The following is a 26,733-nucleotide window of genomic DNA, read 5'->3' on the forward strand; positions in this document are numbered from 1 at the left end:
TTTTTAATATGAAATGATAAATGAAACATTTTTATTTATTTATATTTCCATTTTTACTTTTCTCTTGTATGTCCAAAGAGAAAAAAATAGAAGATATTGATGTGATTTCTTGGGAGAGTGCATTGAAGAACGATACTTCTTTTTTAGAAAGTATAGATATTATTCCTTTGGAAACAGATAGTGATATTCTTGTGAAAACGCCCTCTTTATTTCAGTATATAAAAGCGATAGATGCTTTTTTGCTAATGGATAGCAGATCTGCTCTTTATTTGTTTGATAGGAATGGAAGACATTGTAGCAACTCGGTTTCTTGTATTGGTGAGGGCCCCAAAGAATATGTGATGGCCGTGGATGCTGAATATAATCCATATACCAACTTCATAGAGCTATATAATGCTCATACAAGCTCGATTCATTGTTATGACTTACAATTTCATTGGAAGCAGACTATAAAATTAAAACAAGAAGTAGGGTTTGCGGCTCAAACAATGAGTGTATTAAGAGAAAATGTATATGCATTAGATCCTGTTCGTCTAAATGAGGAGGATTTGTACATGAAGGTTTACGATTTCAGTAATAATGAGGCTGTAATTACAAATGTTCCATATCATAAATCTGGATATATTGCGGAAACTAATATGATGCGGAAAAGCCTTCAGGTAATAGACTCAAATATCTATTATACACCTGATTATATGGATTACCATTTTTATCAATATAACGTGGAAGAGGGAAGGTTCTTTCCTATTTACAGATTAGATTTTGGGAAAGAGAGTGTTTCTAAAAAGAAATTAGATGAATTATATGGAAAAAGTAAGCCAGCCAAAGGAAAAGAGGTGTTAAAAAGCGTATCTATCATGCAAGAGAAAAACGACTATTTGTTGTCTTCTCACTATCCTTTGCCCATAATTCGATTAATAAATGATTCTTATGTATATGTACATTTTATTTGTAATAGAACTCCTCACAATTTAATATATAATCGGAAAACCAAAAAGATATTCGGCTTGACTCCAAATTCTCCGTTAATTATGTATAGATGCTTTAATCTTGTAGATAATGTGCTTTATTCCATTCTATATCCGTATGAGTTGGATCGATATATCAATGAGACTACTAAAAAATATTTGTCTGAAGACGCATTAAAAAGATTAGAAAACATACGAGAGGAAGATAATCCTGTGGTTATAAAATATATACTGAAAAATGAATAGATTTTGGATCTTATTTTTTTTCTCAATTTTATTTTTGTCTTCTTGTACAGGTTCAAGAGATAAAAAGATTGAAGATTTAGTGAAGGATTGGAATGGAAAAGATTTTTTATTTCCAGACAATTGGATGCAATATGTTATTGCGGATTCCATTGAAGAATATGATTTTAATCATGGCCAATATACTGTAATCTCTTATGTTGATTCAAGTGGGTGCATTGATTGTAGGCTGAATTTACCAAAATGGACGGAATTTGCAAACATGCTTGATTCTGTGTCGGGGTATACAATTCCTATATTGTTTATTTTCAACCCTAAAGATAAGGGATATTTGATTAAATTACTTAAACGGGTGCATTTTTCTTATCCTGTTTGTATTGATGAAGAGGACGACTTTAATAAATTGAATCATTTTCCTGATGATATGAATTTCCAGACTTTTTTAATAGATAAAACTCATAAAGTAATAGCTATTGGAAATCCAATTCTTAATCAGGGAGTCAGGGATTTATATGTCAATATCATTCAGAATAAAGGTTTTATTGATAATAATAGTATGAGGAATATGAAAATAGAAACGCAAATAATTGTTGATAAATCAATGATGACTTTTAATACATTTGATTGGCATAAAGAACAAAAAACATTTTTTACTCTGAAAAATATCGGAAACAAACCTTTGTTCATTCAGGATGTTACCACTTCCTGTGGTTGTACCACTGTAACCTATTCCAAAGAGCCGGTGCAGCCGGATAAAGAGATTGTATTGGAGGTGAGCTACAAGGCTGAGCATCCCGAACACTTCAACAAGACCATCACGGTGTATTGCAATGCCGAAACCTCGCCGTTGGTTTTGCAGATTAACGGGGATGCTAAATGAAAAAATAATACAAGATTTGTGTGAATATAAATAAAAGGAATGGGTGACAAAGCGTTGTTTGAGGAACATTCGGTTTCACCCATTCCATAACCCGCTAAAGAAAGGAGGTCACGGCAAAGGTAGCAGATAAATCGTGAATACGCAATATGCTTGCGTTTTCCGTTGAAAGGATAGATACGGAAAGAAATGAAAAACAGATTATTAAACTCATAAAAGTTCCTATGTTTAAAATCGGAAGTGACGGATAACATAATATAGCCCTAAAAAAGCTATACCATTATAGTTAACTTTGTAAGTGATAACAACAATATTAACTCATAACGATATAGCTTATGAAACGTGTACAAAGTAACACATTAGATTTCAGTGGTCAAAATATTTATGTAGGAATTGATGTCCACCTGAAGAGTTGGTCGGTTGCAATTTTATCAGAGCATAGTGTTCTGAATCGATTCAGCCAAATTCCGGAACCGGAAGCATTGCACAAGTATCTTGTCAGCAATTATCCGGGCGCCAATTACTTCTCTGTGTATGAAGCCGGATTCTGCGGCTTTTGGATACACGAGAAACTGATGGATTTAGGAATAACCAACATCGTGGTCAATCCAGCCGACGTTCCGACCATGAGTAAGGAAAAACTTCGTAAGACGGATGCCGTGGATTGTAACAAGCTGGCTCGTGAATTACGTTCCGGTTCGCTGGTAGGAATATACGTTCCCAAGGCGGATGTCCTGGAAATGCGCTCTTTGATAAGGATGAGAAACCTGATTGTAAAAGACAGCACCCGTGCGAAGAACCGCATCAAGTCATTGCTTCGTTTTCATGGAGTGGATATACCCGAAGAGTTTACCCGATGCTCGATAGGATGTTGGTCAAAACGTTTCCTGACTTGGCTTCATTCTCTCGAACTCTCAACAGAGTATGGCAAGAAGACTTTGGAACTGCACTTGGAGCAGTTCGTGCGTTTGCGTAAGATGCTTCTTCAGGAAACACGTGCCATCCGTGAGATATCACGTAACGCACCTTTTGAGAGGCCGATACGTCTTCTGACTTCTGTTCCCGGAATAGGCGTTACTACAGCTGCTACCCTGATGGTTGAACTTGACGGTATAGTCCGTTTCAGGAATGAGGACCATCTGGCTTCCTTCATCGGTCTGGTACCCATGTGCCATTCGAGTGGTGAGAGTAACGGCACAGGAGATATAACGGTACGTCGCCATTTCATGCTCCGCTGCCTGTTGGTGGAAGCTGCATGGATTGCAATCCGTAAGGATCCTGCAATGACTGTAGCCTATACGGAATACCGTAAACGTATGAATCCCCAGAAGTCAATCATAAAGATTGCCAGACGGCTTGTAAACAGAATATATTATGTACTCAAACATGAAAAGGAATATATACCGTGTGTTGTCAAATGATACAGAATCCTATAAGGTAAAACAACTTTCTTTTGAGGAAAATACTATCATTACTTTGCGGCTTTGAAGTCCGCTTAAAAAAGTTTGTAATCCTCATTAATGGTTTGACTGATAAAGGAACTTGCAGCCCCTTGTGTGGTGTCTGCTGTGGAAAGTTTGTTTTACCATAGGATTATGGTTAGGTTTTCTTAGCCATATCAGACGATATCAGTAATACAAAAAGAGAGGCGTGTAACCGCCTCCCAAAGTAGCATTACTGCGTACCGTTAGGATGCTTATTGCTGGTAGGTTGCTCCTCAGCAGAGCCTACTTCCTCTTAACATCCTGACAAAAAGATATGAAACTAAAGTTAATTATTAATGAATTATCCAACTTTGTTTGGATTTTAAATGGAAAGAGAATAATGAAAAAGAAAACTTTTGCAATCTTGATAGTTGCAGTAGTTGCAACATTTGCAGGCTACAATGCTTATCAGTCGCAGAGAGCGGAAACGATGTCTGACTTATTGCTGGCTAATGTGGAAGCACTGGCCTCAAGAGAAGGTGGAACCCATTCATGTGAAGAAGTATGTCACTATTGCTCTGGCTGGAGGTGTACAAGAATTTATGGAGGAGTTACCTCCGTTTGTGAGCCATATAGAAAGAATTAAAATAGAACGAATGATGAGGGTGTGTCATAATGCCAAAATATAAGAATTTACCCCTGCTACAGCTATCTGTGGCAGGGGGAGTTTTTTCAAAAAGGGCATTTTGACACACCCTCATCTAAAAAAGCAAAAGAATGAAAAAGCAAGTCGTATTTTTGTTATTGGGTGCTTGTATGCTATTTTCTTGTTCGCAGAAAGATAGATATATGGATGCCCGTATTTTTGGTTTTAATGATTTTGAGGCTGAAATAGAATTGAAAGGAAATTTGTTGGAATTTGATGACTTGGTCATGAATCCGAGCGAATTGCAAGTTTATGACTCCATATTGGTTACATTGGAATATGGAGGAGAGAAGTTATGCAATGTGTATAATCTGAATACAAGAAAGAAAATAGGCGAACGTCTGGTAAGGGGACAAGGCCCGGATGAAATGTTGATGCCCTCGTTTATTGACAATGATGGAACATGTGTGCAGATAGTCGATATGGCAACCTCTGTAGTTTATAAATACGACTTGAGGGATTTTATTGAAAATGCAGAACCCCGTCCGACAACCAAGACAAAGTTGGAGGAGAATGTGAACTCCAGCATGCAAATACTTGGCGATAAACTGGTAGGCTATCCGTATTTTAAAGAGCATCAATTGTATGTTTTTGATGGGACGGGAAAAAAAGTTAATGAATTTGCCGGTTTCCCCGTTTCGACCATAGATTATTCTGACATGGAAAGGACGGATGCCTATTATATGGGATTTGCTTCCAATGGAACGGATAGGTTGGCCATTTGTTATTATATGACGGACTTGATTGATATATACAATGCTGCCGGAGTGTTGCAAAAGAGAATACATGGTCCGGAGCATTTCTTCTCTTATTTTAAAGAGGTGCATGATGCAAATGGAATTACTTCCCGGCAAGTGAAGGGAAAGAACCGGGATGCCTATTTTGCACCGGAAAGTGCAGGTGATAAATTATTTGTATTGTATAATGGAGGGTATGTAGATGAAAAGGATCATAGCTCGTTCTGCAAGAGATTGTTTTCTTTCTCGTGGGATGGTGTTCCGCAGACAATTTATATTCTGGATGCCCCTATATTTACTTTCTGTGTGGATAAAAAACGAAATAAAATTTATGGTGTGAGCAATCGGCCTGACAATCATATTGTGGAATATACTTATTGAAATGTCATTTTGATATCACCCGACAAAGTCTGACAATGAAGAAAAAAGAGTGTTTGTCAGACTTTGTCAGGCAGGAAATTTGCCGTTTCTGTATCTTTTTTAGATTTTTGCTTCCATCATTTGATAAATAATACAAGATTTGTGTGAATATAAATAAAAGGAATGGGTGACAAAGCGTTGTTTGAGGAACATTCGGTTTCACCCATTCCATAACCCGCTAAAGAAAGGAGGTCACGGCAAAGGTAGCAGATAAATCGTGAATACGCAATATGCTTGCGTTTTCCGTTGAAAGGATAGATACGGAAAGAAATGAAAAACAGATTATTAAACTCATAAAAAAAGAAACATGAGTAAGAAAATTTTTGCAATTTTGATAGTTGCCGTAGTTGCAGTATTTGCAGGCTACAATGCCTATCAGTCGCAGAGAGCAGAAACGGTGTCTGACTTATTGCTGGCTAATGTGGAAGCACTGGCACGAGACGAAGCTAATAGTAATGGTAATAGCGGCCCAAGTGAATTGTATGATTGTCCTTTCTGGTTTACTGGTGACGGGATACATTGTAAATGCGAAAATACCGCTCCGTGTACAGCTGTCTTATGTAAATAATGAGATGGTAATATGATTTCTTAAGTTTCGTGGTTCTATGTTTGAATTTTTCAGATAAATAAAATCACGAAACTTAATTTGTATAATTAAAAAAAGGAAGAGAAATGTTTCGTAGCTTATGTTTAACGCTTGTTCTATCTATTATTCTTGTTGCTTGCAAAAATAAAGAAAAGGTGAATTTTGTTATTTCTGATGGGATGAAAGAAGTTTGTTCTGTTAATACTTTCTCTAAAACTCTTGATATGGGTGAATATGTAGATTCACTTTCATTTATATCTTTGGAGGACTCGAAAGAGGAAGCATTGCTGAAAGATATAAATAAATGTATAATAAAAAATGGGCGCATCTATGTGTTGGATTTTTTTGGTACAGAATCTGTAAAAGTTTTCGATTTGTCAGGAAGGTTTTTATTTATGGTTGGGAGTAAAGGAGGAGGACCTGGAGAGTTTTTCAGAACCTTTGATTTTGACGTAAATGATCATGGTATTTTTCTTTTGGACATTCGTAATAAAAAGATTATTGAATATAACTTAGATGGTTCTTTTCGAGAAGAATATAGTTATATTGGTAAATTTTCCGGGATAAACTGTTTTGTTGTAACTAATGAATCAACTTTTTTATTAGGAATGGATGGGAGTATCTATACTGAAGCAAAAGTCTTATTAGTTGATAAACAATATAATATAATTCACAAGATATTACCATTCCAAGAAACGGATACCAAGGGGCAGCTTAAAATTGGAAGTTTTAGAAGATGTGGAAATAATATAGTGTATCATTATCCAATATCTGACGAAATTTTTTTATTTGAACAGTCTGGTAAATTGGCAAATAGATATATACTCTCTCTGAATGACACGCCGATTCCTGATGATATTAGAATGGATTATAGGAATGTTGTTTCGGAAAGAAAATTTGGTGGATTTAATTATTTCCATGAGACCCCTTTCTTTAATGGTAGAATGTTTTTAGCAACGATGTTTTATGGCTCTAATAAAGCTTTGTTTTGTCTTGATATAAAAACAGGTAAGTATATGATTAAAAGCTATGAGGGAGTTTTGAATTTTTTTAGTAAGTTGACAATTAGAGACTTTAATTTCCCTGTTTTTATGGATGAAAATCAAATTGTTTGTGTATTGAACCTAATGATTTATGATAACGTGCAAGAAAAAGATGTTATACCTTCCTCTTTCTTAAAAAAAATGAATGAAGGTGGTACAGTATTACTTGTTTATCATTTGAAGAAAAAATAAGATGTGTTGTAGGTGTATATTATTTATATTGAGTTGCATCTTCTTTATGTCTTGCAGAAACAATCCCTTTTCAAAAGAAAAAGAAAGAATATCAGACATAGTGAGTAAAATGCAAGGAAAGTCTATTTCTTTTCCATTGGAGATGTTGAACAATGTTATAATGGATTCTTTATTATCTAAAGAGTTTAAATTGGTTGCCTATATAGATTCTGCAAAATGTATGGAATGTAACTTGGCTTTGGACGAGTGGTCGGTAAAGATTAGAGAAATGAGAAAAGTGAATGAGGAGGTTTCTTTTTTATTCATTATTAATAGTAATAATTATTCAGTAATAAAAAGCTTGTTGAATAAACATCGATTTGATTATCCGGTGTTTATAGATACTACAAATTCTTTTTATAATTTGAATAGTTTGAATAAAGACTCAAAGTTTCAGTTTTTTCTTTTAGATAGAGATAATAAGATAATACTTGTTGGGAATCCGATAAGAAATAATAGTATTTGGATGCTTTATAAGAAAGAATTGGGAAGAGCCAATAATACTCAGCCTGAAATGTCTTTAAGTTCTACTATGCTTGATTTGGGAGAATTTTCTTACAAAGTTCCTCAATTTCGTAGTTTTTTCCTACGAAATATAGGGAAAAAAACACTTGTTATAGATAGTACTTTGACTTCTTGTGATTGCACTACAGTTTCTTATGATGAAGAGACTGTACAACCTGGGCAGAAGTTAGAACTTAAGGTTTGCTATAAAGCTGAACAACGTGGCTATTTTGAAAGAATGATAACAGTATATTGTAATGTAAAAGAATCTCCGATAATATTATACGTTAGCGGGAATGCAAAATAGGAAAAAGCACTTATCTGAAGACGTATTAAAAAGATTGGAAAACATAAGAGAGAAAGATACTCCTTTGGTTATAAGAATAAGTTAACATGAAGCAAGTTTATATATCCATGCTGATATGGTTGGGGTGCTGTTTGGCTGCTTGCACAACAAGAGAGGAGCGCAGAGTGGAAGAAACATTGGTATTTGCCGGTGAGAATAGAGCAGAGCTGGAACAAGTCTTGGAATACTATAAACATGATGAACTGAAATTACGTGCCGCTCGCTTTCTTATTGCCAATATGAAAGAAAAGTTTGCTTACGTGCTGTCGGAAGCAGATAGTGTGAGGCAGGCTCTGAGGGACACATGGGCTGATAAGAAAGAGGTTGTACAGAAGTGGAAACGGATTTCGCGCGAAACACTGCCAAAGAGATATGACGCACAGATAATGACTGCCGATTATCTGATAGAGAATATTGATATTGCTTTTGAAACATGGCAAGAAGTTCCTTGGGGAAAATATTATTCTTTCGAAGATTTCTGTAAATATATACTTCCTTATCGTATTGCAGACGAACCGTTGGAACGGTGGAGGAAAGTGTACAAAGCTCGTTTTTTGCCACTGCTTGATTCAATCTACACAGGAACAGATGTGGTAGAGGCGGCGGCGAAGATAATGGAACATCCGATAGTTCGTACCGGATACAAATACTCTGCGGATTTCAATCTTCCTCATCATGGTGCGCTTTTCTTGTTGGAATGCAGGGTAGGTACATGTCATGAGTATTGTGACTTTGTGCTTTATTTATTGCGTGCACTGGGTATTCCTTCGGCTATAGATCAGTACAAATACTCGCCGGAGGTGAGGCATTCGCATGTATGGAATATGCTGAAAGATACTACAGGAGCGACAATTCCGATAGAATATAACAAAGCCGAGGTGAAACGTGATTGGAAAAACTGGAGGCGTAAGGGGAAAGTGTATCGCTCTTTTTTTGATCAGGCGGAAATACCTGCTTATGACGGTGACTTTTATTTATGCGATGTGACAGAGGAGTATTTCGGCAATAACAGTGTTAGTTTTCCGGTGCAGCGGAAAGGTGATGGATTTCTCGCCATGTATGCTTTTGAAGGCTGGATGCCGATAGCCCGCTACGCTGCTAAGGGGAAGTATGGGATTGTGCAGAACATAGAACCTGATGTTATCTATATGCCGGTGGGAAGAAACGGAGAGAGGTGGATTGAGAATGGTTATTGCTTTATGCCGGACGGAAAAGAAGTAAGGGTATTTGAACCTGACACTGTTTGTCGGCTGAAAGTCAGGCTTAACCGTAAATATCCGATAACGGTGCATCAGAAAAATCACCTTTATGGAATGAATGGCATGCGTTTGGAAGGATGCAATCGAAAAGATTTTGTAAATGCGGAGATATTGGCGGTGTTGAATGACAGTACGCTGGATTTGACACGATACATAAAGATGCATTCGGCGTCTGCATACAGGTATATCAGGATTTGTTCACCTTTGAAGAGACGTTTGGAAATTGCCGAAATGGAATTTTATACCGATACCCTCGGAATGGAAAAGGTGGATTTCAGAGTGGTGGAGGAAGCTGTTCCGGAAGCGAAAGGAACGCAGTTTGGAATAGAAAAAGCATGGGATAATGATAGGCTTTCTTTTTATCAATCGTATAAAAGCGAGGTGGAGTTGTTGTTTGATTTGGGGGCTTCTGTTAGGTTGGGAGGGATGAAGTTCACGCCACGCAATGATGATAATTTTGTGACAAAGGGTGAAGTGTATGAGTTGTTATACCAAAATGGAACAGAGGGATGGGTTTCTTTGGGACGGAAAATGGCTGATGATGACTTTGTGGAGTTTGACGGAGTGCCGGGGAATGCGGTATTGAGGTTACACAATTGTACGAAAGGAATAGAAGAGCAAATATTTTTGTGGGAAGGAGGAAAACAATATTTTCTGGGACATTTAAGATAAATAATACGGATTGAAAAGAAAAGCTGGCCGATAATATTGTGTACCAAAAAGAGAAGTACGATGAAGGAGCGAAAGCGATTATTTAAGAGACTGGACAGAATGGTAAACGTGTTGTTTTACTTGTGTATGCTTGCTGTGATACTGGTTGTGTTGCAGGTGTTTGTTGTTACCTCTTTCAAGATTCCTTCGGACTCCATGCAGCCTTCGTTGTGGCCGGGAGACTGCATTCTGGTGGATAAATGTTCGGGTGGCGCACGTTTGTTCAATATCTTTGATGCCGTGGACGGAAAGGAGGTGGAGATACACCGTGTGCCGGGATGGCGGAAGTTTAGACGGAACGATGTGCTGGTGTTTAACTTTCCTTATCGGCCGCAACGATGGGACAGCATTTCATTTGATGTGATGAGATATTACGTGAAGCGTTGTGTGGCCGTGCCGGGCGATACGCTGGAGATAAAGGGAGGGTATTACAAGATTTTCGGGCACGATGAGGCGGTGGGTTACCTGCCTGCCCAAAGAGAAATTGCACAATTGCCGGACAGTGGCGCAACGGGTGTGGAAATGAACACTTTTCCGTGGAACAAAAAAAAGGGGTGGACGGTGAAGGAGTTTGGGCCGTTGCCCGTTCCTGCCAAAGGGCAGGTGGTGAAGATGGATAGCTTGTCGTGGTTGCTGTACAGGCAATTGGTGGGGTGGGAGCAGAAAAGCCGGTTGCGGATAGATGAAGTCGGAAATGTGTCGTTGAACGACAGTGTGATACATGAATATCGCTTTTGTGAGAACTATTATTTCGTAGCGGGTGATAAGGCCGAGAATTCACAGGATTCCCGCTACTGGGGATTGTTGCCCGAACCTTTCATCGTGGGGCGCGCATGGATGGTGTGGAAATCGGTGGATGTGGATAGGGGTAAAGTGAGATGGCACAGGATATTTAAAGGAATAGAATGATGGCGGTGAGGAATATATTGACAGGAGTATCGGAAGGCATGGCTTGCGTGGTCTTATTGTCTTTGGTATGCGCCACTTCTTCCGGATTGCCCAATGCGGAAACCATAGGGCAGTGGGTTTGGTTTGACAAGGCAGCTTTAACGGCTGCATTTTGCTTTTTGGTGTCGTGGGCGTTTCGGACAAAGAGAGAGGGGTGTGATTTAGAAAACTGCATTTCTTGGGCATTGATTTTTGGGGGTGGAGTGGAGGCCGCATGGGGTGTGTGCCAGCTCTACGGTTTTGTTGTTTCCCGTCATTCTTTGTTTGCCTTGACCGGCTCTTTTTTCAATCCGGGTCCTTATTCGGGCTATCTGGCCATGGTGCTTCCGCTATGCCTGCATCAATGGATGGCAGGCTGTAAGAAAGAAAAAAAAACTGCGGGATGTGTGGTTTCGGGTGGTGTGGGGCTGCTGATCGTTTGTGCGCTTCCGGCAGGCATGAGCCGCTCTGCCTGGCTGGCGGCAGGAGTTTCTTGCTTGTGGGTGTATGGCTTGCATAAAGATTGGAAAGATAGGCTATGCGCTTATTGGCGATGGCACAAAGGGCAGATGGCAATGACGGCGACCGGTGGATTGTGTGTCTTGGCATTGGCCGGTGGCTTGTTGTTCGCTTTGAAGCCCGACTCGGCACGCGGACGGCTGTTTATGTGGAGGATGACTTGCATGGCCATTGCAGAGAAGCCGTTGACGGGACATGGCGTGGGACTTTTTGCTGCGGCATACGGTAATGCGCAGGAAGCGTATTTTGCAGCGGGTGATTATGAAGAGTGGGAGGAACGTGTGGCGGGAAGTCCCGAATATGCTTTCAATGAATATCTGCAAATGGCAGTGGAGTTGGGTATTCCATTGGCTTTGTGCCTACTGGGCATTGTCGTGCTCTGTCTTTGCGTGGGGATGCGGAAGGGGCGTTATGGCATCTGCGGAGCTATTCTCTCTTTGATGGTCTTTTCCTTTTCTTCTTATCCGCTACAACTGCCGGTGTTCATTGTGACATCGGTGGCATTGCTTGCGGCTTGTGTTTCGGACAGTAATCGTTGGCAATGGCTGATATTGGCAATAGTGGTGGCGGGAGTTGCCGGTTTTCGTCTGAAGAACGATTTACGAGTGGAGCAGGCTTGCCGCGAATGGATGAATGCAAAGGTGTTGTATAATGCTGGTGCCAGCCAAGTGGTGGAGAAAGATTATGAACGCCTATATCCTTTGCTGAAAGAGCGTGCTGCATTTTTATTTGAATATGGACATGTGTTGCATAAGGCACAAAAGTTTGAAGCCTCCAACCTCATTCTGAAAGAGGCTTTACAGCGGAGCAATGACCCTATGATACTGAATATTATAGGTAAGAACTACCAGCAAACAGGCGGCTATCGGACTGCGGAAAAATGGTTCATCCGTTCTATACATTACCTGCCGGGACGTATTTACCCTTACTATTTGTTGGCTAAGCTTTATGCTGAGCCGGATTTCAGGCAGCCGGAAAAGTTTAAAAAGATGAAACAGATTGTGTTGACGAAGGAACCGAAAGTGCATTCCACCGCCATACGCCAAATGAAAGAGGAAATGAGAAAAAAGGAATAAACGGGCTATGGAGGAATAAAAAGAGGGAAAGGTTGAAAAGGAGCCGGATAAAGAAACTTTTTGAAGGAAATTAAACAGGCTCTCAATTTAATTAGTAATTTAGTGACATTATTTACTTGAATAATAGAGTGTGAACATGAAAGCACAGAGTCATAGATACCTGCTCTGCATGGCGGTCGGCCTGCTAACGGCCTGCTCCGGAGGTAAGAAAGAAGATGCCGCCGAAGCGGGGGTGGCGACCGTATTGCCGGATAATAAGAACGAAGTGACCGTACAAATCTTGAAACGGGAGGTCTTTGACCATGAATTGGTGAGCAACGGAAAGGTGAGTGCCGAAGCGATGGCCGATTTGAGGTTTGAAACGGCGGGAGTGGTGGCGCATATCTACGTGAAGAACGGCGACCGTGTGGTGAAAGGCCAAAAGTTGGCAGAACTGGATAAGTTTCGTTTGAAGAATAAGAAAGCACAAGCTGCGGAGACTTTGGAAAAAGCGAAGCTTGAGTTGCAGGATGTGCTGATCGGGCAGGGATATCCGGTGGACAGCAAGGAGAATATACCCGCCGACATCATGAAGTTGGCCCGTGTGAAGAGTGGTTATGATCAGGCTCTCTCTCAATATGAACTTGCGGAATACGAAGAGGAACATGCTACGCTGACTGCCCCTTTCGATGGAGTAGTGGCGAATCTTTTTTCCAAGCTTTTCAATGAAACCGATGCATCGAAAGCTTTTTGCTCCATTATCGGCACTCAGGGAATGGAAGTGGATTTTACGGTTTTGGAGAGCGAACTACCGTTGATAAAGAGTGGTGACAGGGTGATTGTAACTCCTTATTCGGAACCCGGTGTCGTGCAAGAGGGTCGAATCGCGCAGATCAATCCTTTGGTAGACGAGAAGGGGATGGTAAAGGTGAAAGCGGCGGTAAGCGATAAAGGAAAATTGTTCAGTGGCATGAATGTCAGGGTACATGTGCACCGCTCGTTGGGCAAGCAGCTTGTGATACCCAAAAGTGCCGTGGTGTTGCGTTCGGGCAAACAGGTGGTGTTCACCTTGAAAGATGGGAGGGCACAATGGAACTATGTGCAGACCGGATTGGAAAACACAAAAAGCTATACGGTGACGGCGGATGCCTTGCAGGAAGGCGATACGGTGATTGTGACGGGAAATGTGAATCTGGCGCATGAAGCACCGGTTTCAGTCGTAGGAATGGGAAACTGAAAACGGGAGATTGATGGTTAAATTTTTGATACAACGGCCTATTGCCGTGCTGATGGCATTCACGGCATGCTTCATCGTCGGGATGGTGACTTATTTCACTTTGCCGGTATCTTTGTTGCCCGATATTGCCATCCCGGAGATCACCGTACAGGTGTCGGCGCAAAACACTTCGGCGCGTGAACTGGAAAATACCGTGGTGAAACCTTTGCGTCAGCAGCTCATTCAGGTGGCTAAGCTGAAAGATATGAACAGCGAGACGCGCGATGGGGCGGGGATCATTCGCCTGAACTTTGATTATGGAACCAATACCGACCTTGCTTTCATCGAGGTGAACGAAAAGATTGATGCCGCCATGAACTATCTGCCCAAGGATACCGACCGTCCGAAAGTGATAAAGGCGAGTGTTACGGATATTCCGGTGTTCTACCTTAATCTGACGCTGAAGAATGACAGTGTATACGGCAAGACGGATGAACGTGCTTTCCTTGATTTGTGCGAGTTTGCCGAGAATGTGATAAAACGCCGTATCGAGCAGCTGACCGAGGTGGCGATGGTGGATGTAACCGGTCTGCAGCAACGTCGGTTGCAGATTACACCTGACCCTGATAAACTGGCCGTACTGGGACTTTCCATAGAAGAACTGGAGAAGACATTGGCTCAGAACAATGTGGAGCCGGGAAGTATGACCGTGCGCGACGGTTATTATGAGTATAACATTAAATTTTCCACCTTGTTGCGGACGGAAGAGGATGTAAGAAACATTCTGCTGCGCAAGGAGGGACGCATTATCCGTCTGGGGGATTTTTGCCGTGTGGACATTGTGCCTGTCGAGGAAACGGGAGTTTCGATGAGCAATGGCAAACGTGCCGTTACTTTGGCCGTCATCAAGCAGGCGGACGAGAACATGGATGATATGAAGCTTGCCATAGACCGCACAATGGAATATTTCAAGGCGGTATATCCGGAGATTGAATTCAGTGTCAGCCGCGATCAGACGGAATTGCTGGATTATACCATCTCCAACCTGCAACAGAATCTTTCGTTGGGTTTCCTGTTTATCTGCATCGTGGCTGTGCTCTTTCTGGGGGATGTGAAGTCTCCCTTCATCATCGGATTGAGCATGGTGGTATCTATTGTGATCTGTTTCTTGTTCTTCTATCTGTTCAAGATGTCGCTCAATATCATCTCCCTCTCCGGACTGATTCTGGCGTTGGGCATGATGATTGACAGCAGCATTATCGTGACGGAGAATATTTCGCAATATCGCGAGCGGGGATATTCGCTGAAGCGGGCTTGTGTAGCGGGCACGAGCGAGGTGATTACGCCGATGCTGAGTTCGTCGCTGACTACCGTTGCCGTGTTTCTGCCATTGATATTTATGAGCGGCATTGCCGGGGCACTTTTTTATGACCAAGCGTTTGCCGTCACTGTGGGGCTGTCGGTTTCTTACTTCACGGGTATCATGCTGCTGCCGGTGCTTTACATGCTGGTCTATCGTGTGGGGATACGCGGCAGGGCGTGGTTGCCCCGCGTCCGCATCAAGAATCCGTTGAAAGAACATACACTCGACCGTTTTTATGATGCAGGCATCGATTGGGTCTTTTCTCATAAGGCGGTGTGCATCGCTTTTTGTGTGATATCCGTTCCTCTTTGTGTCTTCTGGTTTTATTTCATTGACAAAGAACGAATGCCCGAGATAGACCAAAACGAATTGATAGCCCGTGTGGAGTGGAATGAAAATATACATGTGGACGAAAACAGGCATCGGGTAGATGCGCTATTCAAGTTGTTAGCGGACGAAACAGTGGAACAGACGGCGGCTGTCGGTCAACAAGATTATCTGTTGGATCGCGAGCAGGCTCTCTCGTTGTCGGAAGCGGAATTGTATTTCAAGACTGCCGGGCCGGAAAAGATTGCTCCTTTGCAGAAGAGAGTTTTCGGGTGGGTGAAGCGGGAATATCCGTTGGCCATAGTATCTTTTTCACCACCTGAAACCGTATTCGAGAAGCTTTTCGTGACCGGAGAGGCTGATGTGGTGGCGGAACTTTATCCCCGTAGCAAGGAGAAGATGCCGGTGGCGGATGAATTGCGCGGACTGGAACAGCGATTTGCCGAAGTGACAGGGATGGCGTCTACAGGCATTGCTTTTGAGAATCAATTGAACATCAGCATACAGCAAGAAAAACTCTTGCTGTATAATGTTTCGTATGATGAACTTTATCGTGAATTGAAGACTGCATTCAAGGAAAATAGTGTGGCGGTGTTACATTCTTTCAGGCAATATTTGTCCATCGGTATTGTAGGGGAGGAACAGACTGTAAATGATGTGTTGCGCCGGACATTGATACAGACCCGTCCGGATGCTAAGGGGGAGAAAGAGTATGTCCCGCTGCGTGAGTTGATACAGATGACGCCGGCGGAGGACTTGAAGACGATAACATCGGGGCGCAACGGCGAATACATTCCGTTCCGTTTCTATGAAGTGGCCGATGCCACACCATTGATGGAGAGTGTGAAGCAGGAGGCAGATGCTACGGGAGATTGGGATACGGCTTTTTCAGGAAGCTTCTTCTCAAACCGGAAGATGCTGAATGAATTGGTCGTGATTCTTTTCATTTCTATTTTGTTGATGTACTTTATTCTTGCCGCCCAGTTCGAGAGCTTTGTACAACCGCTTATCGTTTTGCTCGAAATACCGGTGGATGTGGCTTTCGCATTGTTGCTGTTGTGGGCGTGCGGACATACGCTGAACCTGATGTCTGCCATCGGACTGATTGTGACGTGCGGTATCATCATCAACGACTCCATCCTGAAGATAGATGCCGTCAATGAATTGAGAAAGACGGGAATGCCTTTGCTGGAGGCCATTCACGAAGCCGGCCGAAGGAGGCTTCGCCCTATTATCATGACCTCGCTGACCACCATATTTGCCATGGTGCCGTTACTGTTTTCATTCGATATGGGTTCGGAGTTGCAGAAACCGCTTTCCATAGCGATGATTGGAACCATGTTGATCGGAACGCTGGTGAGTTTATTCATTATCCCGTTGATATATTGGTTTATTCAAAGAGAGAAGAGTATTTTAGACAAGAAGATTTGATAATTATCGAGATGAAAAAAAAGATTCTTACTTTGCTGTTTGCAATAGGAGCATTGGCAGTGGCTGCTCAGGAGCGGATAACGCTTGATTTGCAGCAGGCCATTGCACTGGCAAACGACAGTTCGCTGGAGGCTTTTCGTACTAAAAACATGTATCTGGCCGGTTATTGGGAATATCGCACATACAAGGCAAATCGGCTTCCAAGTCTGACATTGAACATGACACCGGCGCAATACAACCGTGACATTACCAAGCGATACGATTCGGAGCAAAACCTTGATATCTACCGCAGTCAGCAATCTTTCCAAGCTTACGGCAATCTTGCCATCAGACAGAATTTAGACTTGACGGGAGGTACTTTCTATTTAGATACGGAGTTAGGTTATATGCGTAGCTTCGGCAGCAATAAGTATACTCAGTTTACCAGTGTGCCGATACGTTTAGGCTATTCTCAAAGTTTGGTAGGCTATAATCCTTTTCGCTGGGAGCGCAAAATAGAACCTTTGAAGTATGAAAAGGTAAAGAAGGAGTATCTCTATAATACCGAACAGGTGTCCGAGCAAGTCACCACTCACTTCTTTGCCCTTGCCATGGCACAGGCTGAATATGACTTGGCGAAAGAGAACGCCGTGTCTACCGATACTCTTTATCGCATCGGAATGCAACGCCTGAAGATTGCCGCCATCAGCCGTGCAGATTTGTTGACGCTGAAACTCGATGTGGTGAATGCACGCAATACGTTGCAGAACGCTGCCAGTGCATTGAAACGTGCCATGTTCTCTTTAGCTTCTTTTCTGAATATGGAAAAAAACACGAATATCAGAGTGATGCTTCCAAGTCGTCCGCAAACATTAACCATATCGGTGGATGAAGCTTTGCAGGCTGCTCAGGTCAATAATCCTAAATTCTTGGAACTTCGCCAGAGCATATTGGAAGCCGAACAGAGCGTGGATAAGGAAAAAAAAGAATCTCGGTTCAATGCCGGTATCAATGCCAGTGTCGGTTTTAACCAAGTGGCTGAGAAAATAGGGGAAGCATACAAGCGTCCCATGCAGCAGGAAATGGTGTCGGTCAGTGTGTCCATTCCATTGGTGGATTGGGGAGTGAGGAAAGGGAAATACAACATGGCGAAGAACAACCTGAATGTGGTAAAAACTTCCGCCCGGCAAAGTGAAGTCAGCATTGAAGAGGAGGTGATTATGACAGTGAGCGATTTCAATATACAGCAGGAATTGGTGGCAAGTGCCGAAGAGGCGCTCGACCTTGCCATTCTTGCATACAATGAGACCCGTCAGCGTTTTATCATAGGCAAGGCGGACATCAACAGTCTGACCCTTTCGCTGAACCGCCAGCAGGAGGCACAGCGAAACTATATCTCTGCCTTACAGAATTACTGGCTGAATTATTATAAAATACGTAAGTTGACTTTGCACGATTTTGCATCGGGTTTTTCACTTTCCGAAAAATTCGATTATCGCCAATCGTCAGCCACTGACCGTTAATCATTCATTGCTCATGAAATCCGCATCTTCTTTCACCGTTATCGTTGCCTTTGTCTGCCTTGCTTTGGTGGGTATGGCATTGGTGCCGTTGCTTCCCGTCAAGCTGAATCCGTCCCGCAGTCTGCCTGGGTTTACCGTGGGGTTCGGCATGCCGGGCGCTTCGTCGAGGGTGGTGGAGATGGAGGTTACCGGTAAGCTGGAATCCATGCTGGCACGTATTCGGGGGGTGAAGAACCTGAATTCTGTTTCGGGTAATGGTTTCGGTAGGATTACCGTGGAACTAGACAAGCATGCCGATGTAGATGTAGTGCGCTTTGAAGCTTCCACCGTCATCCGGCAAACATGGCCGCAATTGCCTTCCGGGACTAGCTATCCGGTTATCCGGATGAAAGTTCCTGACGAAAACGCTTCGCGTCCGTTCATGTCTTATACTCTGAATGCCCCTTCCGCTCCGATTTTGATACAGCAGTACGCTGAAGAGCATATCAAACCGCGGCTGGCGCGTCTTTCGGGTATTTATAAGGTGGAAATCAGCGGTGCCACTTCCATGGAGTGGAGGTTGGAGTACGATAGCGAACAATTGCGTATATTGGGAGTGACGTTGTCGGATATAAGGGAGGCTGTGCGGCGCCATTACCGGAAAGAGTTTCTGGGTACGCATAATGTAGATACCGGTAAAGACGGCGAGCAATGGATACGGTTGGTGCTTGTGCCTGAGGGAGATACTACGGACTTTGACCCTACTGTCATTGCCGTGACTGCTGCCGATGGGAAGTTGTTTCACTTGGACGAATTGGTCTCGGTTGTGCGTATGGAGGAAGAACCGCAGAGTTATTACCGCATCAATGGTTTGAACTCTATCTATCTTTCCATCACGGCAGAAGAGACTGCCAATCAGTTGCAGTTGAGCCGTGCGGTTATGAATGAGATGGAAGATATTTGTCGGGCGCTTCCTGCCGGTTATGAAGTGCATGCCAATTATGACGCCACCGAGTACATACGTGAGGAATTGGATAAAATTTACTTCCGTACCGGGTTGACGGTTCTGATTCTGCTTGTTTTTGTATGGCTCATTACACGCAGGTTGAAATATCTTTTTCTGATTGTGACCGCTCTGGTTGTGAACATAGCGGTAGCACTTATATTCTATTATTTTTTCGGGTTGGAGATGCAACTTTATTCGCTGGCGGGTATTACTGTTTCGCTTAATCTGGTGATAGACAGTACGATTGTGATGGCAGAACACATACTGCATAGGCGTAATCTGAAAGCTTTTATGTCGGTGCTGGCTGCCGCGCTCACCACGATGGGGGCATTGGTCATTATTTTCTTTCTTGATGAAAAGATACGGCTTAATTTGCAGGATTTTGCCGCAGTGGTGATCATCAATCTGGCTGTATCTCTGATGGTAGCGTTGTTTTTCGTTCCGGCAATGATTGAAAAAATAGGGTTGAGAAGTGGAAAAAAGAAAGTGAAAAGTAGAAAGTTGAGAATGAGAAAAAAAGTTTTTCGTTTTTCCTTTTCCTCTTTTCGCTTTTCAGTGTACTTTGCCCGTTGCTATGCTGTCTTGATTCGTTTTCTCTGTCGTTGGCGTTGGGCGGTATGCACGTTTTTAATTCTTGGTTTTGGCTTGCCGGTCTTTTTGCTACCCGAGAAACTGGAAGGAGAGGGGAAATGGAAAGAGACATATAATAAAACGTTCGGCTCTACTATATACAAAGAGTCGGTGAAACCTGTTGTCGACAAGGTCTTGGGCGGCAGTTTGCGCCTATTTGTGCAAAAAGTGTATGAGGGTAGTTATTTCACTCGTAACGAAGAAACCGTTCTGCATGCCAACGCTAATTTACCTAATGGAAGTACACTGGAACAGATGAATACATTGATGAAACGAATGGAAACCTATCTTAGCGGCTTTAAGGAAATCAAGCAATTCCACACGTCCATATATAGTCCCCGGCGTGCCGGTATACAGGTTTACTTCAAAAAAGAGTTCCAGAATACGGGATTTCCTTATACGTTGAAAGCAAATATGATAAGCAAGGCGTTGCAGCTTGGAGGTGGCAGTTGGGGTATTTATGGGTTGCAGGATCAGGGCTTCAGCAACGATGTGCGTGAAAGCGCAGGTTCTTATCGCATCAAAATGTACGGTTATAATTACGATGAACTTTATCATTGGGCTGAGGAACTGAAAGCTAAACTGTTGACACACCGTCGCATCAAAGAGGTGCTCATCAGTTCGGAATTTTCATGGTGGAAAGACGATTATCAGGAGTTTTATTTCAAACTGAATAAAGAACGTATGGCACAAGAGGGTATCGATGCACAAACCCTTTTTGCTGCTGTACGTCCCATCTTCGGCAAGAATATGGAGATTGGTTCGGTGATAACGGAGCAAGGGGCGGAGAAAATAAAGCTTTCTTCCCGTCAATCGGGAGAATATGATATCTGGGCGATGCGGTTTTTTCCTAATGGTGTAGGGGGCGGCAAGTATTACAAACTTTCCGAATTGGCCACGGTGGAGAAAGGGCAGATGCCGCAGGAGATTGCCAAGGAGAACCAGCAATATCGCCTTTGCCTGCAATATGAATACATTGGCTCGGGAGAGATGGGTAACAAGGTGCAAAAGCGTGATTTGGAGGAATTCAACAAACTCCTTCCGATGGGCTATACGGCGGAGTCGGACAACAATCGATGGATGTGGGATCGGAAAGACAACAAGCAATACCTGCTTTTGTTGGTAGTGATAGCAATCATATTTTTGACAACGAGTGTCTTGTTCAATTCGCTGAAGCAGCCGCTTGCCATTATTTTCGTGATTCCCGTTTCTTATATAGGAGTGTTCCTTACGTTTTATTGGTTTCGGTTGAATTTCGATCAGGGAGGTTTTGCCTCTTTCGTTTTGTTATGCGGCATCACGGTAAATGCCAGCATCTATATATTAAATGAATACAACAGCATCCGCCGTCGTTTTCCACGTCTTTCTTCCCTTCGTGCCTATACCAAGGCATGGAATGTGAAAGCCATCCCCATTTTCCTCACGGTAGTCTCCACCATTCTGGGCTTCATTCCTTTTATGATAGGCACCGATAAAGAAGCGTTTTGGTTTCCGTTGGCGGCAGGCACTATCGGGGGGCTGGTAATGTCCGTTATCGGCATCTTCTTGTTTTTACCGGTTTTTGTGTTGAAGAAGAAAGATTTCCATTAACTTTGCACGTCTTATGGAAGTGGAGGCGTATGTGATTTTTTCGCTTTCGTGAAACCCGATAAAAATATGATGATTTCTCCTCCGGCTTTGGGCTTGCGGTGCGAACCGATAGACGTGGTGCGCATCGGTTTGATTGGTTTGGGACAACGCGGTCTGCAAACCTTGCGTCGTTATACTTTTGTGGAAGAGTGCTTTGAACTGGTGCGTACTGCCGAAGCAACCCGCCGGCATTGTTTCATGACGGAAAACTGTTGTTACGACTGGTTTTCGCTTGCCGCATTGGAGCTTCGCGATGCCGGATTTTTCGGCACGATTACGCATTGCGAGGGAGCTTATATCCACGATTGGAGGAATCGTTTCTCGGCAGGAAGTCACGGTGCGCAGACCTGGTACAAAACGAGCTGTTGGCATGGAGGCAACCCATATCCCACGCATGGCATAGGGCCGATAGCACAGTTGTTGGGTATTCACCGCAGTGACAGGTTCAGCCATTTGGTCTCGGTCACGGGACAAGCTGCGGGTGCGGAAAGCCTCTTGGGGCATGGCAACACGACGCTGCTCACCACCGAGCGTGGAGTGACTGTACTCTTGCAGTTCGATGGCACTACCCCTCGTCCCTATTCACGTATTCAGGCTGTATGCGGTACGGAAGGCTTTGCCCGAAAATATCCCCTTGCGCAGGTGCAGCACGAGAGCGATTTGTTCGAGGGGGAAGTCGCGGAGGCTTTCTTGCGCAAATACATGCGCGGCCCTGCTGCCGACTTATGGCGCGAGGGGAGTGAGCGCGGTGTGCCCAACGAGATGAACTATGCCATGGATTGCCGGTTGATATACTGCTTGCGACATGGGTTGCCCCTCGACATCGATGTTTATGATGCAGCAGAATGGTCGTGTCTGGCTGAACTGACGCAAATATCAGCCCGGCGTGGTGGAGAGCGCGTCGATATTCCCGACTTCCTGAATCTTCACTTTTGAATCTACGCAAGCTGACGGAAGGTGAGGTCGCTTGCTTCAGTAGTATATTCGCTACTTGGCAGCTTATCCGCATTGTGATATTATTCAGGAATTACCCGATTGTAATATATGAATTACCAAGTTCGGTATAGGCGTTCCTTTTGCCAAAGATGAGGGGCTGCATCCCATCGGACGGATATTTCCTGAATGTACCGGTTTACGGCGATTAGGCAGAAGAGAGCCTTTTGCGCCGGCGCCCCCTGTTTGACGGCTACAATCCTTTGTCGTGACAAAGGCAAGTGTCTGACAAGGTAGGGGTAAACCTGTGATAGTCAATGTGATTTGGCTTTGAAAACACAAGCCTCCGGGTGAGGTTATCTACCTGCTTCTTATCCCGAACTCAGGTATGAAGTGGCTTTCAAAATGATATATGTCAGGTGCCTGATCGCAATATTTTGTCGATGCAAAATGAGTAATAGAACATTTGCGAAACAGAAATATTACCGTTATATTTGCGAAAACCAACTTTATATGATTATGAGTACAATCTTACAGCTTGCTCCACAGAATGTGTGGAAGCATTTTTATTCATTGACACGTATTCCACGTCCGTCAGGACACATGGAAAAGATTACCGAGTTTCTGATCGACTTCGGCAAAGGGCTGGGTCTGGAATCGTTTGTCGACGGGGTGGGCAACGTCATTATCCGCAAGCCCGCCACTCCGGGCATGGAGAATCGCAAGGGCGTCATCCTTCAGGCGCACATGGACATGGTGCCGCAAAAGAATAACGATACCGTCCACGACTTTACGAAAGACCCCATCGAAACCTATATAGACGGCGATTGGGTGAAAGCCAGAGGTACCACGCTGGGAGCCGACAATGGGCTGGGAGTGGCTGCCGCCATGGCCGTGCTCGAAGCCAAGGATCTGAATCATGGACCGCTGGAGGTGCTGATTACGAAAGACGAAGAGACCGGTATGTACGGCGCCTTCGGCCTGAAACCCGATACGTTGAAGGGCGATATCCTACTGAATCTCGACTCGGAAGACGAAGGCGAATTGTATATAGGTTGCGCCGGAGGCATCGACATCACCGCTTCGTTGGAATATAAGGAGGAGGCTGCGCCCAAGGGATTTGTTGCCCGCAAGATAACGCTGAAGGGTTTGCGCGGCGGACACTCCGGGTTGGAAATCAATGAAGGACGTGCCAATGCCAACAAACTGATGGCCCGCATTGTACACGATCTGCTCATTGAATTCGACTCCCGCCTTGCAAGTTTTGAAGGTGGCAATATGCGCAATGCCATTCCTCGTGAAGCACATGCCGTACTGACGTTCAACCCGGAAGATATTGATGGGCTGGAAGAGTATATCAAAGAGTACGAAGAGCAACTCAATGCAGAATACGCCCCGATGGAAAGCGGTGTCACGCTGAAACTGGAAGAGACGGACATGCCTGCCACAGTGGTTCCCGAAGAGATTCAGGACAATCTGGTCAACGTGCTGATGGCTTGCCAGAACGGAGTGATGCGTATGATTCCTACGGTGCCCGACACAGTGGAGACATCCTCCAACTTGGCCATCGTCATCATTGGCGGAGGGAAAGCTGAAGTACGCATCCTGGCCCGCAGTTCGTGCGACACGATGAAAGATTTCTTGGCCGACAGCCTGACCGCATGTTTCTCCATGGCAGGCATGAAGGTGGAGCTGAGCGGCGCATATTCCGGCTGGCAGCCTGATGTGGATTCTCCTATCCTGCACGCCATGAAGCAGTCCTACAAGCAGCAATTCGGAGTGGAACCTGCCGTGAAGGTGATTCATGCCGGGCTGGAATGCGGCATCATCGGTGCTAATTGTCCCGGACTGGATATGATTTCCTTTGGTCCCACTTTGCGCTCGCCTCACTCTCCCGATGAGCGTGCCTACATTCCCACGGTCGCAAAATTCTATGACTTCTTAGTGGCTACCTTAGCACAGACACCGGAAAAGTAAAACCAAGGTTAATCAAGCAGGAGAAAAGAGAATGTGTCAAAATTTAGACAACATTCCTCAAAGTTATAGATAGTGACAAGCGCATAAAAGTCCTATCAAGCTTCTGCGCTGTCTGCGATAACGGGTAAAGTTGACTAGTCCTAAATAGTTGTAACGGTTATTTAGGACTAGTCAGTCGGTGCTACACCGAGTGTCAATTCTTATGAAGCACTTGCCTCTCTATAAAATCAAACACCTCACCATAGAACACCTTATTGTTTTCAGTTCCCTTAAAGCCATGTCCCGATCCTTCCATCTTGACAAACTTATAAGGTTTTCCCAATGCTTCGAGTTTATCGGCCATGTCGGCAGAACCGGCTATATCCACACGGTTATCGCTTGTGCCGTGAATCAGCAGCAACGGGCCTGTAATCTTGTCGGCATCGTTGATGGGCGAGCGCTCTACCATGCGGACAGAGTCGGTAGGATTCTTCACGTCGCCGGCTTCTAACGTAATCCAGTCGGGTATATTAGAGTGATACTGCTGCCAAATAATGTCGCAGAAACCGGCAGCTTCGATACCGAAGCCGAAGGGGAAACTTGCCTGCTGACCATTCACCTCGCCGGGGAAAGTAATCAGACGCATAGTTTCGTAGCCGCCGTGGCTCATACCGAACACGCCTACACGTTCGGCAGGGATATTCAGTTTTCCGGCCACATACTTCGACACGTAGATCATATCAATGGTTTCGTTGCCGCCCAAATCTTTATCGTTCAACGATGCGAAATCGCGCCCGAAACCTGCGCTTCCACGAGGAGCTGCGCTCAACACGTAAATGCCGGCTTGGGTGTAGATCTGATAATCGGGCGAGTAGCTGTTCATGCCACCATAGAAAGCCTCGACCATGAGCAGGCTTCTATCGGTGGGCAACGGATTATCAGGTGTAAAGAGATAAACATGAATCAGACGTTGCTTGCCTGTGGCGGGATCGATGTCGAACGTAGGTATTTCTAAACGCTCTACCGAAGAATGAACCAACTTTTGCTGCAAATCGGCAGGAGTGTCCATGATGGGCTCTAAACTGATAGATGATGTGGTGCACACCGCTTTAAGCACCTTGAACAAGGTTGTGGTGCCGCCTGCGGTAAGAATGGCCGTATTATCTTTAACGGCACCCAATGACAGAGCCAGCTCCGAAGAAATTTGCGCCACCACTTGGTGGGTACTCGGGTCAATCATTATCAGCTTCGACTCGATAGGATTGCTCTGCATGGCCAACACATATTTCTTTCCATCCAACGTGATGAAATCGGCTTTGTCGATATTCATGGTATAGTTGGTTATCTGCTCCGTCTTTCCTGTCGACAGCTTGAAACTATACAAGTTCTGGTAGCCGTCTTGATCGCTAAGAAACAGAGCCTCGTCGTTGCTATACCAATCGGAGAATACCATTACGCCGCTTAAGCTTGCCGGCTTTACAGGGTCGGTAAGCACGGTGGTCTTTCCGGTAGCAAAGTCAAGATAGAGCACATTGGTATAGGTACGATCGTAATTCTTTACGGCAAGCAACATCAGTCCCTTACCTTCGGGCTGCCAGCTTACATCACCCCACGTATAACGGTAGGGATCAGCATCTTCGCATATCAAAGAATCTTTTAATGTCTGCAAGTTGAGGACATGCAATTCGTCACGACGTGTGGTCTCGCCCTGCTCCATGCGGCCCACATAGGCCACTTTGGTACCTTCGGGATTGAAACTCCACGCGTAAATATAAGGCACATCAGTCAGTTTGCTTACTTCGTTCGAGCCGGCTTTGGTACGATAAAGATTGATGATCTCATCGTTCTTCTCATCTCCTATCCAATAGAAATAACTATCGGCCGCATTATAAGTAGGGCTCCAGCAATTGCGTTTGGTAAAGTCCAAATCGGTCACATCGTGCGCATTACGAATATCAGCTCCCGGCTCAATATTTATCCATTGAAGTTTTTGCTTATTTCCTGTTTGAAAGAAAATAAGCTTATCGCCTTCTTTGTTCACGTTGAAGTAGGTGTACGGAAACTCTTCGAAGTAAGGGGCAATGTTTATGCTGCGTCCCTCAAACTGAAAAGTAAGGCCATTGTCGACCGGCTGTTTATCGGCGCAGCCGGCAATACCCAACCCCATTATAAGTAATGATAATAATTTTTTCATGACTTTATGCT

18 protein-coding genes are annotated in these 26,733 nt (G+C 43.9%); 17 read left to right on the top strand and 1 reads right to left on the bottom strand.

Annotated features, from left to right (window positions below; translation table 11 throughout):
- Window positions 1-20 precede the first annotated feature (20 nt).
- The 17 genes from C4H11_RS12830 to C4H11_RS12910 all read left to right on the top strand — a co-directional run bounded on the left by C4H11_RS12830 (window position 21) and on the right by C4H11_RS12910 (window position 24,549).
- Window positions 21-1,214, top strand: a complete 1,194-nt coding sequence (locus C4H11_RS12830; protein ID WP_106042580.1) for a 6-bladed beta-propeller — start codon at window positions 21-23, stop codon at window positions 1,212-1,214.
- Entirely contained in the window at window positions 1,207-2,091 is an 885-nt protein-coding gene (locus C4H11_RS12835) for a DUF1573 domain-containing protein (protein WP_106042581.1), read from the top strand. The genes C4H11_RS12830 and C4H11_RS12835 overlap by 8 nt, the downstream gene beginning before the upstream one ends.
- A gap of 332 nt (window positions 2,092-2,423) precedes the next feature.
- Complete coding sequence (locus C4H11_RS12840; RefSeq protein WP_106039978.1) at window positions 2,424-3,509, top strand: IS110 family RNA-guided transposase; 1,086 nt, start codon at window positions 2,424-2,426, stop codon at window positions 3,507-3,509.
- Window positions 3,510-3,912: 403 nt separating this feature from the next.
- The gene (locus C4H11_RS12845; protein WP_106043429.1) at window positions 3,913-4,158 is read left to right on the top strand and encodes an NVEALA domain-containing protein; all 246 of its coding nucleotides are present in this window, start codon (window positions 3,913-3,915) and stop codon (window positions 4,156-4,158) included.
- Window positions 4,159-4,289: 131 nt separating this feature from the next.
- On the top strand, window positions 4,290-5,336 hold the full coding sequence (locus tag C4H11_RS12850; protein WP_106042583.1) for a BF3164 family lipoprotein: 1,047 nt from the start codon (window positions 4,290-4,292) through the stop codon (window positions 5,334-5,336).
- Between the two features lie 346 nt (window positions 5,337-5,682).
- The gene (locus C4H11_RS12855; RefSeq protein WP_106042585.1) at window positions 5,683-5,943 is read left to right on the top strand and encodes an NVEALA domain-containing protein; all 261 of its coding nucleotides are present in this window, start codon (window positions 5,683-5,685) and stop codon (window positions 5,941-5,943) included.
- Between the two features lie 104 nt (window positions 5,944-6,047).
- Entirely contained in the window at window positions 6,048-7,196 is a 1,149-nt protein-coding gene (locus C4H11_RS12860; RefSeq protein ID WP_106042587.1) for a 6-bladed beta-propeller, read from the top strand.
- 160 nt (window positions 7,197-7,356) lie between these two features.
- A complete protein-coding gene (locus tag C4H11_RS12865; RefSeq protein ID WP_234819835.1) occupies window positions 7,357-8,046 on the top strand; it encodes a DUF1573 domain-containing protein in 690 nt (229 codons plus the stop codon).
- 86 nt (window positions 8,047-8,132) lie between these two features.
- Window positions 8,133-10,016, top strand: coding sequence for a transglutaminase-like domain-containing protein (locus C4H11_RS12870; RefSeq protein WP_106042591.1), 1,884 nt, complete (start codon window positions 8,133-8,135; stop codon window positions 10,014-10,016).
- Window positions 10,017-10,076: 60 nt separating this feature from the next.
- Complete coding sequence (gene lepB / locus C4H11_RS12875) at window positions 10,077-10,964, top strand: signal peptidase I (protein ID WP_106042592.1); 888 nt, start codon at window positions 10,077-10,079, stop codon at window positions 10,962-10,964.
- Entirely contained in the window at window positions 10,961-12,577 is a 1,617-nt protein-coding gene (locus C4H11_RS12880) for an O-antigen ligase family protein (protein ID WP_106042594.1), read from the top strand. The genes lepB and C4H11_RS12880 overlap by 4 nt, the downstream gene beginning before the upstream one ends.
- Window positions 12,578-12,713: 136 nt before the next feature.
- Entirely contained in the window at window positions 12,714-13,793 is a 1,080-nt protein-coding gene (locus tag C4H11_RS12885) for an efflux RND transporter periplasmic adaptor subunit (protein ID WP_106042596.1), read from the top strand.
- Between the two features lie 13 nt (window positions 13,794-13,806).
- Window positions 13,807-16,893, top strand: coding sequence for an efflux RND transporter permease subunit (locus C4H11_RS12890; RefSeq protein ID WP_106042599.1), 3,087 nt, complete (start codon window positions 13,807-13,809; stop codon window positions 16,891-16,893).
- Between the two features lie 11 nt (window positions 16,894-16,904).
- Window positions 16,905-18,395: a TolC family protein gene (locus tag C4H11_RS12895; protein ID WP_106043431.1), complete on the top strand. Its 1,491-nt coding sequence runs from the start codon at window positions 16,905-16,907 to the stop codon at window positions 18,393-18,395.
- A gap of 13 nt (window positions 18,396-18,408) precedes the next feature.
- Window positions 18,409-21,600: an efflux RND transporter permease subunit gene (locus tag C4H11_RS12900; protein ID WP_106042600.1), complete on the top strand. Its 3,192-nt coding sequence runs from the start codon at window positions 18,409-18,411 to the stop codon at window positions 21,598-21,600.
- Window positions 21,601-21,666: 66 nt separating this feature from the next.
- A complete protein-coding gene (locus C4H11_RS12905; protein WP_170231638.1) occupies window positions 21,667-22,575 on the top strand; it encodes a Gfo/Idh/MocA family oxidoreductase in 909 nt (302 codons plus the stop codon).
- A gap of 516 nt (window positions 22,576-23,091) precedes the next feature.
- Window positions 23,092-24,549: an aminoacyl-histidine dipeptidase gene (locus C4H11_RS12910; RefSeq protein ID WP_106043435.1), complete on the top strand. Its 1,458-nt coding sequence runs from the start codon at window positions 23,092-23,094 to the stop codon at window positions 24,547-24,549.
- 193 nt (window positions 24,550-24,742) lie between these two features.
- Here the strand turns inward: C4H11_RS12910 and C4H11_RS12915 are convergent, their stop codons facing one another.
- Window positions 24,743-26,722 carry an alpha/beta hydrolase family protein gene (locus C4H11_RS12915; protein ID WP_106042602.1) on the bottom strand — a complete coding sequence of 660 codons (1,980 nt, stop codon included), beginning with the start codon at window positions 26,720-26,722 and terminating at the stop codon, window positions 24,743-24,745.
- Between the last annotated feature and the right edge of the window lie 11 nt (window positions 26,723-26,733).

It is taken from the genome of Bacteroides zoogleoformans, assembly GCF_002998435.1.
Taxonomy (GTDB): Bacteria; Bacteroidota; Bacteroidia; order Bacteroidales; family Bacteroidaceae; genus Bacteroides; species Bacteroides zoogleoformans.